This is a genomic window from Calothrix sp. CCY 0018, assembly GCF_963920925.1.
GTDB lineage: Bacteria > Cyanobacteriota > Cyanobacteriia > Cyanobacteriales > Nostocaceae > Rivularia.
This window is the reverse complement of record NZ_CAWUDI010000031.1, coordinates 1-12,261: the sequence shown is the minus strand read 5'-3', so window position 1 is coordinate 12,261 and position 12,261 is coordinate 1. Positions and strand designations below refer to the sequence as shown.

General features: G+C 38.2%; 9 protein-coding genes and 1 pseudogene. 4 read left to right on the top strand and 6 right to left on the bottom strand.

Going from position 1 to position 12,261, the window contains the following annotated elements:
* Window positions 1–209: 209 nt before the first annotated feature.
* Window positions 210–341: pseudogene (locus tag ACM03V_RS21515) on the top strand (ATP-binding protein); the annotation flags it as partial.
* Window positions 342–395: 54 nt separating this feature from the next.
* On the opposite strand, the gene ACM03V_RS21510 reads toward ACM03V_RS21515, so the two are convergent.
* Window positions 396–548 carry a hypothetical protein gene (locus tag ACM03V_RS21510; protein ID WP_414622842.1) on the bottom strand — a complete coding sequence of 51 codons (153 nt, stop codon included), beginning with the start codon at window positions 546–548 and terminating at the stop codon, window positions 396–398.
* A 453-nt stretch (window positions 549–1,001) separates the two neighbouring features.
* Here ACM03V_RS21510 and ACM03V_RS21505 point away from each other — a divergent pair, with 453 nt between their 5' ends.
* Window positions 1,002–2,585 carry a B12-binding domain-containing radical SAM protein gene (locus tag ACM03V_RS21505; RefSeq protein ID WP_414622841.1) on the top strand — a complete coding sequence of 528 codons (1,584 nt, stop codon included), beginning with the start codon at window positions 1,002–1,004 and terminating at the stop codon, window positions 2,583–2,585.
* Between the two features lie 138 nt (window positions 2,586–2,723).
* Here ACM03V_RS21505 and ACM03V_RS21500 read toward each other — a convergent pair whose 3' ends face one another.
* The gene (locus ACM03V_RS21500; protein WP_414622840.1) at window positions 2,724–3,020 is read right to left on the bottom strand and encodes a chaperone modulator CbpM; all 297 of its coding nucleotides are present in this window, start codon (window positions 3,018–3,020) and stop codon (window positions 2,724–2,726) included.
* 108 nt (window positions 3,021–3,128) lie between these two features.
* On the bottom strand, window positions 3,129–4,097 hold the full coding sequence (locus tag ACM03V_RS21495; protein WP_414622839.1) for a DnaJ C-terminal domain-containing protein: 969 nt from the start codon (window positions 4,095–4,097) through the stop codon (window positions 3,129–3,131).
* A 640-nt stretch (window positions 4,098–4,737) separates the two neighbouring features.
* On the opposite strand from ACM03V_RS21495, the gene ACM03V_RS21490 reads away from it, so the two are divergent.
* Complete coding sequence (locus ACM03V_RS21490; RefSeq protein WP_414622838.1) at window positions 4,738–6,207, top strand: PLP-dependent aminotransferase family protein; 1,470 nt, start codon at window positions 4,738–4,740, stop codon at window positions 6,205–6,207.
* A 199-nt stretch (window positions 6,208–6,406) separates the two neighbouring features.
* On the opposite strand, the gene ACM03V_RS21485 is transcribed toward ACM03V_RS21490, so the two are convergent.
* Entirely contained in the window at window positions 6,407–7,999 is a 1,593-nt protein-coding gene (locus ACM03V_RS21485) for a 2-isopropylmalate synthase (protein WP_414622837.1), read from the bottom strand.
* A gap of 95 nt (window positions 8,000–8,094) precedes the next feature.
* A complete protein-coding gene (locus tag ACM03V_RS21480; RefSeq protein WP_414622836.1) occupies window positions 8,095–8,616 on the bottom strand; it encodes an NYN domain-containing protein in 522 nt (173 codons plus the stop codon).
* Between the two features lie 1,059 nt (window positions 8,617–9,675).
* Here ACM03V_RS21480 and ACM03V_RS21475 point away from each other — a divergent pair.
* Window positions 9,676–12,018: a CHASE2 domain-containing protein gene (locus ACM03V_RS21475; RefSeq protein ID WP_414622835.1), complete on the top strand. Its 2,343-nt coding sequence runs from the start codon at window positions 9,676–9,678 to the stop codon at window positions 12,016–12,018.
* Between the two features lie 14 nt (window positions 12,019–12,032).
* Here the strand turns inward: ACM03V_RS21475 and ACM03V_RS21470 are convergent.
* On the bottom strand, window positions 12,033–12,261 hold a 229-nt coding region (locus ACM03V_RS21470), incomplete at its 5' end, for a hypothetical protein (RefSeq protein ID WP_414622834.1).

Genomic DNA, 12,261 nt, shown 5'->3' with positions numbered 1-12,261 from the left:
AACTCTAACTTAAGAACAGCGTAATTTATCTAGTGGTCGGTTTCAATAGCCAATTTTAGGATTTAATACCAGTCCACTTTGATAATAGATACGGCGTTTTTATCAACTTTTGTTGATGCTTACCTCACATATCCTGTTATTTGTCAATTAGAATATAAAAGTGTTTACCGCGATTGTTTTTTTTATGATTTGGGAATACTAAATAAAGACTTGGTAAAGGTATAGGATTGGGTTTAGCTATAGCAAAGCAAATCATAGAAGAAACTCATGCTGGTAAATTAACTTATAATTCAACAGTTGGAGAAGGAACTGAATTTGTAATTGAGTTACCTACTAAATAATTTTAGATTTTAGATTAAACTTTTACCTATTACCCATTACCAATTACCAATTATTTAATAATCATTATCTGCCACACAAATCCCTTTACATTTAATGCCATTTGTCGCGGTGCGCTTGCAGTGGGGACATAGAATCTTTTCGTCCTCTTTATTTGTATTGCTACTTACTTGCGATTTATCTTTTTCTGTCTGGGATTCCGAAGTCATAAAAGAGAAGAGATTTTTGGGATTTTCATTATATATTTTACATTTTACCCATAGGAGCAATTATGCTTTCGCTGTGAAGGCAATCAAACCAGATTCCTCTAAAGTTTATCAATCTAATAAATAGATTATCATTCGACGTAATTAAAAATACGGGTGTTAACATAGAGTTGCATCAGATGTAAATGAGTAAACCTATTGATTAAAACAAGATTTTTATACTGCCATTACGGAATTATTATCTCAGTATAGGTATGCTTTTATAGTTCTTTGGTTGAAAAATCAAAAAAGACTGCCTCACGAGCCGTCACGAGGAGGCTGCTTATCGTAATAGCGCTATTGTGCATTGTAGATAAAAGTAGAGATAAATACATAATTTTGTAAGTAAATCCCGAACTAGTCAGTTTAAGAAGAAAACTTAGTCAGTTGTAAAAAGCTGAAGGGAAGTGTAGAGCAATGCGAGTTTTATTAATTTATCCTTTATTTCCAAAAACTTTTTGGTCATATGAAAAAATTTTGGAGTTGGTAAATAAGAAAGTTTTATTACCACCTTTAGGTTTGGCGACAGTAGCCGCGATTTTGCCTCAAGAATGGGAATTTCAATTAGTCGATCGCAATATTCGCTCGGTGACAGAGGCAGAATGGGAATGGGCAGATATGGTAATTTTATCTGCGATGATTGTGCAAAAAGAGGATTTATGCGATCAAATAAATGCTGCAAAACAACACGGTAAATTAGTTGCAGTGGGTGGCCCCTATCCAACTTCTGTACCCGCTGTAGCTCAAAAAGCGGGAGCAGATTTTCTCATCCTTGATGAAGGGGAAATTACCTTACCAATGTTTGTGGAAGCGGTACAAGCTGGTAAAACAAGCGGTGTATTCCGCGCTACAGAAAAACCAGATGTCACTTCAACACCCATTCCTCGTTTTGACTTGTTGGAAAGAGAAGCTTACGACATGATGTCGGTGCAGTTTTCTCGCGGTTGTCCGTTTCAATGCGAATTCTGCGACATCATTGTACTTTACGGGCGCAAACCTCGTACCAAATCTCCAGCGCAGCTTTTAGCCGAACTCGATTGTTTGTATGAATTGGGTTGGCGCGGTGGCGTGTTTATGGTCGATGATAACTTTATCGGCAACAAGCGCAACGTTAAACTGTTGCTCGCAGAGTTAAAAGTATGGATGAAAGAACATGAGTATCCATTCCGTTTTGATACCGAAGCCTCAGTAGATTTAGCGCAAGATCCAGAATTGATGGAATTGATGGTTGAATGTGGTTTTGCTGCGGTATTTTTGGGTATTGAGACACCAGATGAAGACAGTTTGCAGCTAACAAAGAAATTTCAAAATACCCGTAACTCCCTGGTTGAATCCGTACAGTCTATTATTAAAGCCGGTTTGCGTCCGATGGCTGGTTTTATTATTGGCTTCGATGGCGAAAAATCGGGTGCTGGCGATCGCATTGTTCGGTTTGCAGAGCAAGCAGCGATTCCTTCTACAACTTTCGCGATGTTACAAGCTTTACCCAACACTGCATTATGGCATCGCTTAGAAAAAGAAGGCAGAATGCGCGAAGCTACAGACGGAAACATTAACCAAACCACGTTAATGAATTTTATTCCCACTCGTCCTTTGGAAGATATTGGCAGGGAATATATTGAAGCCTTTTGTGCTTTATATGACCCCATATCTTATTTAGATCGTACCTATCGCTGTTTCTTAATGATGGGTAAACCGAGTTGGAAAGCACCTAGTAAAGCGCCCGAATGGCAAGTTGTGAAAGCATTGGCAACTGTTATTTGGCGGCAAGGAGTCAAACGCGAAACCAGGTGGAAATTCTGGCATCATTTATTTGGTATTCTCAAGCATAACCCCGCAGTTTTTGAACATTATTTATCCTCTTGCGCTCATAACGAACACTTTCTGGAATACCGTCAAATTGTCCGCGAACAAATCGAATCTCAACTTGAAGAATATTTAGCACAAGGTGTAGAAAAGCCTTATGTAATCGAGAAGCAAGCTGAAGTTGTTAAAGCGTAATAGTGAATTAAATAATGGGTAAAAAAAGATAGATTGTAGAGAAGGTATATTAAAGCCGTTTCTACAATTTTTTTTATGGGTAGAGGGGGGAGAGTGGGGACAATTACCAATTACCAATTCCCAATTGCCAATGCCCAATTACTTTTCTTTTCTCAAAGCTTCCACTTGCGATTTTAATTGAGCTATTTCTTGTGCCATATCTAACACCATCGCAGCACCAATTAAGTTCAACCCCAAATCTTGACGCAAACGAATAATTTGCACGATACGAGTGACATCTTGGGAACGTAACATTTCTCCTTCTGGCTCAATTAAACCCAGGCTGCTAAAGCGTTCGATAATGGTAACTGATGTTTGCGTGACTGTAGCTGCTTGCTCGAAGCTGATTAAGCTTTCTCCTTCAACTGAAACCACTACGGGGGATATTTGACTCATAAATTAGTACCTATAGAGGGGATGGGGAGAGGGGGGAGAGGGGAGACAAGGGGACAAGGAGATGGGGAGAAATTACCAATTATCAATTACCAATTACCAATGCCCAATCTAAAATCCCTGCATCGAATTGCGTGGATTAAAGTTACTTTGTTGCTGAATTTTTTCGTAATATTCTTTTTCGTTGTCGGTTAATTCTTTGGGCGTAACAATTTTTAACTTGACAATTTGGTCTGTTCGATCTCCTTTAGGATTGCGCCAGCCTTTACCGCGCAACCGCAGAGATTGACCGGAATCGACTCCTGGAGCTATTTTCATGGTAACGTTACCGTCTGGTGTAGGTACGTCTATTTGCGCTCCTAAAGCAGCTTCGGGAGGAGTAATCGGGAGTTCACAAACGATATTATCATCTTCAAAACTGAAGAAGGGATGGGATTTTAACTCTATATTTAAATATAAATCTCCGCGCCGATCGGAGAAAGGGCTGGTTTGTCCTTTACCTTTAACCCGCAGACGACTACCGGGTTTTGCTCCTGGTGGAATGCGTACTTTGATCGTCTCGTCGCCAAGCTTAAACTGTTGCTGTACGCCGTTGAAAGCTTCAGAAAAAGAAAGTGCGATCGCCGCTTCTACATCTTGCCCAGGTTGGCTAAATCCCTCGCTACCGGAAGTACGATAATTGTAACTTCTTCTCCCGGCTCCACCTTTACCACCTAAGCCACCTAAAAGTTCTTCAATAAAATCATCAAAGCTACCATACTGACTAAAATCATATCCCCCGACATCTACACCAACTCCCCCTCTCGGAGTAGTACTTCGAGTTTGTTGTTGACGTTGAGTTGCTGCCTGCTGCCAATATTGCCCGTATTCATCGTATTTATGCCGTTTTTCGGGGTCGGAAAGCACTTCTTGAGCTTCGTTAATCTCTTTAAAACGGTTTTCTGCTTCTTTGTCACCGGGATTCAAATCTGGGTGATATTTTCTCGCCAGTTTCCGGTAAGCTTTTTTAATATCATCTTGAGACGCACTTTTACTTACACCCAGAACCTGATAATAATCTTTGAAATCACTTGCTGCCATTTTTATTTATGATTGAGAATGGGGCATTGGGCATGAGGCATGAGGCATTGTATTCTCTAATAAAATTACCAGTTATTAGTTTTGTTTGTAACAGCTAATAACTGGTAACTGATAACTAGCTGTCATTTCCTGATACGGTTGCCAACGAATTAGTGCCATTATATTTACCTCCGGATTTAGTATGTTTATTTTTTTCGCGAGCCTATCGCTTTGTGTTAGTTAAATATTTGCGAATTGTTATAGCATCAGACTTCTTCCCGAAGAAAGATTCAAAAAAATATTAATAATAAAACTATAGGTAGATAATTTAAGCTAATTTTATTGTTAGCTTGGCAAATTATCTATTTTTACAGAACTTCTAAACCATTATTTTATTACTATCAATACTGTTTTTAATATTGTTTTTTTAATATAAGTTTACAAATAGGTTCTAAAATATGAGGGCTTACGCAAAGCCCCCCAATTCATCGGGGGGTTGGGGGGATCTCAACGTTGGGAATACCTAATTTTATGTTTCTTGCGGGACACGCAATACCTACGGTACGCTCCGCTAGGCGCTAACGTTGCGGTTGCGTAAGTCCTAAATATATCTCAAATCTAGTTGATAAAGTATAATTTATAGCTTTACTTTATCCATTCTATGGATTTAGCAATAACTCTCGACAACAATTCATCAAAACCCTTACACCAACAACTTTACGAACAACTTCGTCAAGCAATTCTCACCGGAAGATTAACTCCAGGGGAGCGGATTCCTTCAACTCGTTTTTTAGCTAAATCCCTGTCAATTTCTCGTTTTACAGTTACCACTAGTTACGAACAGCTTTTGAGCGAAGGTTATTTAGAAACAGTTATGGGTAGTGGTACCTTTGTTTGTCAGCAAATTCCCGATGATTTAACCCAGTCAAATCCAATTGAAAATATAGAAAAAACTAATTCTTCGTCAATTAAATTATCTAAATATGGAGAAACTTTAGTTAATATAAAAAATGTTCCTAGAATTGCGGAAGCGAAATTAGAAATCAACTTTCGTTATGGAACACCAGCACTAAGTGAATTTCCGATCAAACTATGGCGGAGATTGCTATCGCGCTACTGTAACGCTAACTTGAATTGGCTGGATTATTCAACAGAGCCTTTGGGATATCAACCTTTACGAGAAGCGATAGCACATTATCTGACTCGCTCCCGTGCGGTTAACTGCAAACCGGAACAGATATTAATTACTAACGGCACGCAACAAGCACTCGATTTAATTTTACGTTTATTAATTTCTCCGGGAGAAACGATAGCTATAGAAAATCCCGGTTATTTAAGCGCCAGAATCATATTTGAAACTCAAAACGCTCAAATATTACCCGTAAGAGTAGATAATTCGGGTTTAGTAGTAGAAGAATTAGCTAATTATACAGAACAAAACATCCGTTTAGTTTACGTAACACCTTCTCATCAATTCCCCACCGGCGCAATTTTATCATTACCGCGACGCTTAGAATTACTCAACTGGGCGCAACAAACCGGAGGATTAATTATAGAAGATGATTATGATAGCGAATTTAGATATGGTGAAAAACCAATTCCCGCACTACAAGGATTGGATAAAAGCGATTCTGTACTTTACATCGGTACCTTTTCAAAAGTTTTATTTCCATCGCTACGAATCGGTTATTTAGTACTTCCCAAAAGTTTAGTAAAAATATTCACCCGTGCAAAATGGTTGAATGACAGACATTTACCAATTTTAGAACAGCAGGTGCTTGCAGAGTTTATCGAATCGGGACATTTAGATCGTCACATTATAAAAATGCGTTCGATATACGATAAACGTCGGCAAGTTTTAGTCAAAGCTTTAAAAAAACACTTTGGAAAACAGGCAAAAATCTTAGGTGAAAAAGGCGGAATTCACCTGATGGTGTGCTTCAAAAGTAAATTGAATGACGAAGAGATTATTCAACGCGCTGCTTCATTAGGTATAGGAATGATGTCTGCTAATCCCCATTATCTAGCAACTCATTCCAAAGGTGAATTCATCTTCGGTTACGGAGAATTGACAGAAACACAGCTTACTGAAGGGATTCATAGATTAGCTCAAATAATTCTTTGTTCGTAATAAGGGCTTTAGCTCTTACTACAAACTTGATAAAAATGGATTTATTATTGATGTTGGGTTACGACACGATTAATAAAACTTTGGTTTTGATTTCAATTTGACTTTCCTGTCTAACCCAACCTACTAATAGAAACCCGGCATCTCATAGATACCGGGTTTCTTCACGATCAAACTTAATCAATTCTTCCAACAATCTATACTACGCAATCACTTGCTGCTTCTTATTCTTCTGTAACGCTCCATACAAGCGATTCAATGCATTTACATAAGCCTGAGCCGATGCAACGATAATATCTGTATTCGCCGAACGTCCTGAATATATCTTATCTTCGTACTTCAAGCGAATCGTTACTTCCCCGATCGCATCAATGCCAGCCGTTACCGATTGTACGGAAAATTCAATCAAATTATTCGGTACATTTACTACGCGGTTGATTGCTTTATATACAGCGTCAACAGGGCCAGTACCAATTGCTGCGTCGATTAATTCTTCTCCTTCTGGATTGCGTAGAGTAACGGTTGCGGTAGGGCTGGCATTGCTACCACAGGAAACCTGTACCATTTCTAATTTGAATAATTCGGGTGCTTGCCCGATTTCATCATTAACAAGCGCTTCTAAATCCCAATCGGTAATTTCTTTCTTTTTGTCAGCGACTTCTTTGAATCGAACAAATGCTTTGTTTAATTCATTTTCTGATAGTTCAAAGCCCAATTCTTTCAAACGAGTACGAACGGCATTTCTTCCAGATAGCTTGCCCAAAACTAGTTTATTTTCTGTCAAACCAATTGATTGGGCATCCATGATTTCATAGGTGAGCTTGTTTTTTAACACTCCATCCTGATGAATTCCGGATTCATGAGCAAAAGCATTTGTACCGACAATTGCTTTATTTGGCTGCACCAACATTCCCGTTAAATTGGAAACCAAACGAGAGGTTTTATATATTTGTTTGGTGTCAATATTAGTTAATGGTACTTCCGAATCAACATCTCGTCCCAAGAAAGGATTAAAGTATTGTCTTCGCACGTGCAAAGCCATTACTAACTCTTCTAAAGCTGCATTTCCGGCACGTTCTCCAATACCATTAACGGTACATTCTAATTGTCTGGCACCATTTTTTACTGCTTCTAAAAAGTTAGCAACAGCCAAACCTAAATCATTGTGTCCGTGAACCGAAATAATTGCTTTATCAATATTAGGAACATTATCTTTAATTCCTTTTATTAAAGCACCAAATTCACTCGGAGTTGTATAACCAACCGTATCGGGAATGTTAACTGTTGTTGCTCCGGCTGCAATTGCTCTTTCCAATACTTGATAAAGATATTCTGGATCGGAACGAACTGCATCCATTGGAGAAAACTCTACATCTTCTATAAAAGATTTTGAGTAAGCAACCATTTCTTCAGCAATTGATAGTACTTCTTCTCTAGTTTTCTTTAGCTGATATTTTAAGTGGATATCAGAAGTTGAAATAAAAGTATGAATTCTTCCTTTTACAGCAGGTTTTAAGGCTTCTGCTGCTGCTTTAATATCGTTTTTAATTGCTCTTGCCAAACTACAGATTACCGGGCCATCTTCCGTCCCTACAGTTTGAGCAATTTTATTAACAGCTTCAAAATCTCCGGGGCTTGTAACAGCAAAACCCGCTTCAATTACATCCACACCCAAACGAGCTAGCTGCTTGGCGATCGCCAACTTTTCATCGATATTTAAAGCTGCTCCGGGAGATTGTTCTCCATCGCGGAGAGTGGTATCAAAAATAATAATTCGTTCTGGATTTGTTTTCATAACCCTGTTTTTGTCGTTCATATCGAAGATGCCGGAGCAATACTTTCTAGTTTAATTTTTTTTACTATTAATTTTCTAAATAATTGTAAAGATTATTAAGCTTCAGTTTTTTCTATACTGGTTCTAATTTCATTTAAATCAATATATCTATCGGTGACATTACGTAATTCTCGTGCTATCATTCCCTCTGTAGACACGACAGTTATATGAGTGTTTTTCGAGCGTAATAATTCAATTGCTCTTTCAAAATCTCCATCTCCACTAAATAGAATTACTTTGTCATATTGGTCTACTGTATTAAACATATCTACAACAATTTCAATATCTAAATTAGCTTTTTGAGAGTAACGTCCGGAGGAATCATCATAATATTCTTTGAGTATTTTAGTTCGTACCGTATATCCTAAACTAATTAGAGCATCCCGAAAACCTCGTTGATCCTGTGGGTCTTTTAAGCCCGTATACCAAAATGCATTGATTAAATCTGTATGTACATGTTCGTATTTGAAGTATTCTAATACTCGTCGCGGGTCGAAAAACCAACCGTTCTTTTGTTGAGCATAGAACATATTATTTCCGTCTACAAAAATAGACAGACGAGTCATACGAGATTCCATAGGAAATTACACCATTAAATATAAATGAATCCAGATTGAACAATAGATTATAGCAATAATAAAATGACAAATTCGCGCTTTTTATATAAATTATATTGTCATGTATAGCTTTTATCTATCATTTTCCAATTTAAGAGATTGACTAAAACATAAAATTGTGGTTAAAACACATAGTGAGTGTTTTTCACCTTTAATATGCTATAAGCACCCTGTAATCAAAATCTACCAATAAAGTTGACTAAGTAACAGAATTTTTAACTGTATATTAGTTAAGTTTACTCCTAAAGGTGGTAAGTAACTCTCAAACGCCTAGTTTGACGCGCTCAGTTTCCTACGCTCTTGAGGGAACGATGATGGTTTTAATGATGCGCCGAATAAATACCACTGTGGTGCTGCTATAGTCAAAAATTAGAAATAATTGGTAAATTATTGCGTCTAACTCCGAGAAGGCGCAAGGGACGACTTCGGAGGTTCTAAAAAGCAATTAATGGTAAATATTTTTAACGATAACTTATAGATAATAGGGTACCCACTCTCAGACAAGAAAATATCGCCGCATATTCAGCGCGGCGGAAATAACTTACCCCAATTCGATCTGCTCAACGAGGGTATTGTATTGTTAAGCCATTACAGCATTTCAAAAGGACTTTTATCAAATATTTTTGCCGTATTTAATAATGGTTGTTAAAATAATTCAACATTAAAGCATAAATCCGCAGATTTAGTTTCGCTACAGATAAAGTAAAAAAGCTACATAGTAATATAAATATAAAAAAATATAAAGTATGCATATTGTTACCTAAAACTCATAAAGCCCCAACGCTAATTCACCCGCATATTTTACACAAATCGAATTTGAGGAAACGCATGAGTGACCATAACTTAAGCGGTATTGATTCTGCAACTGAAAAATTTACGCTTATTAGTTTATAGATGTATAATATTTTCATAAGTATATAATTTCGTTATTTCGTTTAAGTGTTATCAATTGGGTGGCTTGCACAGAATAATGTGTTAAGTCAGACGATATATTGTACGTAAATCAATTCTAAATACAATATGGCAGAAGATTCTACATATAACATAACTAAAAAATATGTGTCTGCTGCCAAGAAACTGCTGAACCTTCGCAAACAAGGTACTTCCACGGTGTCGGCACAGTCATTTAAGATGATGGCTCGTTTGGGTCATATTCTTAGTGGTGCTTCGGTTGTAGGGGCTGTATTACTGGCAGGATCTAGTTCTAATTTAACGGCTTGGATAGAAAACCAAGCAGAAAGCGTTTTTTATGTACTGCGAGGAAGGGTGACTCCTCCAAAAGATATCGTCATTTTGGCAATAGATAATGAATCGATATCGCTCCCCAAGGAATCTTATGAAATAAATCCCGTTAAGTACGCTTATTTGGAACCGCTCAAGTCTTATCCGTTTCAACGCAAAGTATACGGCGAAGCTATTAAGAAATTAATTCAAGCTGGAGCGCGTCATGTTGCCATAGATATACTTTTCGATTACCCAAGCAGTTATGGGAAAGACGACGATAAACAGTTTACTGAGGTGTTAGAGCGTTATGGAAACAAAGTTACCTTAGCCGCACTTTATGAAAAATCTGAGTCATACCAAGGAATTTCCTGGCAATTAGTCTTACCAGATCGGCAATTTCGCACGGGTTCAGTATCTACAGGTTCCGCAAATTTTCCGCTTGAGATAGATGGTAAAGTTCATCGATTAGCAAGCGTATTTCCCGAGTTATTAGCCGAGCAGGATGATATAGTCCCCACTTCTATACCTTCATTTGACCAATCCGTACTTTTGGCAGCCGGTATCAAATATCCCCAGCCAAAAGGCGATCGCATTAATTTTTATGGAGGGGCAGGAACATTCGAGACTCGTTCTTTTTGGAATTTATTCGATCCAGAATTCTGGGATACAAATTTAGGATCTGGAAAATTTTTTAAAGATAAAATCGTCATCATCGGCTCTACGGCTAGAACGCACAAAGGCGAAAATTACCGCTCTGTTGCCATATCTTCCGAGTGGCTATATCCAGAAAAAATGTACGGAGTCGAAATTCACGCCCACGCGATCGCAACTTTGATGCAAGGGAAAACGATTGTTTCTCCACTTTCTACTTCACTACACCGCAGTTTATTTGTACTATTTTTAGTTGGTGGGTCAACACTTATAATTACCAGAGTCAGACAAGGTACAAATAGATTGGCAGCAAGTCTTGTGCTGGCGGCGATTTGGTTTGGAATTAGTTACAGTTTATTTGTCTACGCTCAGTTAATTCTTCCCACGAGCCTACCAATATTTACAATCTGTACGGTTGGACTTTGCTATTTTGGAACCGAAGTGGCTCGGGAAAAGTTAAGAAAAACTCAGCTAGTCGATATTTTACAAAGGCACGCTTCTAATCGCGTCGTACAGGAGATAATATCTCAGCAAGATGATTTAAAAGATTTATTAGGACAGCGCTTAAAAGAAATATCCGGTAAAGTACTCGACGGTAGATATAAAATAGTCGAAGTTTTAGGTTCGGGCGGATTTAGCGAAACTTATATAGCTGAAGATACCAGACTTCCAGGCAATCCTCGATGCGTTGTCAAACAGCTAAAGCCAGTCAATAACAGATCGGAACAATTAATTGTTGCCAGACGCTTGTTTAAATCAGAAGCGCAAACCCTACAAGTATTAGGAAACTACAATCAAATACCCCAGCTTCTAGCTTATTTTGAAGAAGAACAAGAATTTTATTTAGTTCAAGAACATATTATCGGCGCTCCTTTAAGTAAAGAACTACTTTTAGGTAAACGTCTTCCAGAACCAATAGTAATTGAAATGCTCAAGGATATACTGCAAACATTAATGTTTGTGCATAACAAAGGTGTAATTCACCGCGATATCAAACCCAGTAACATTATGCGACGCTCCTCGGATCAAAAGTTAGTGCTGATTGACTTTGGTGCTGTAAAACAAGTATCGACTCAAGTACTCAATTCTCAAGAACAAACAGCCTTTACAATTGGTATTGGTACCAAGGGTTATGCACCACGAGAACAATGCTTGGGGTATCCGCAATACAGTAGCGATATTTATGCAGTAGGAATGATCGCTATCTTTGCTTTAACTGGTATACCCCCCCATGAGTTGCCAATAGATGAAAACCAAGAAGTCAAATGGGTTGACAAAGCAACTATCAGTATTGCCTTTACCCAAATCCTCAGCAAAATGATACTTGATGACCATCATTCCAGGTATCAGTCAGCTATAGAAGTACTTCAAGCGCTTTATGATTTGACAGATTCTACTTCTTCTAATTTATTTACAGACAACTCATTAATAGATACTGTATCTCTGAAGGATTCAGATGCTCCTACAGAACCTTGGAATAATAATTAAGCGCAATTGACTATCTAAGTAGATATCGGATGATTCTCCGGTGGATTTGTTGGTGCTGGTGGTTCTGGCGCTGGTGGTTCTGGCGCTGGTGTTGTTGGTACTGGTGGTTCTGGCGCTGGTGTTGTTGGTACTGGTGGTTCTGGTTTTGGCGCTGGTGGTTCTGGTTTTGGTGCTGGTGTTGTTGGTGTTGGTGGTTCTGGTTTTGGTGCTGGTGTTGTTGGTGTTGGTGGTTCTGGTTTTGGT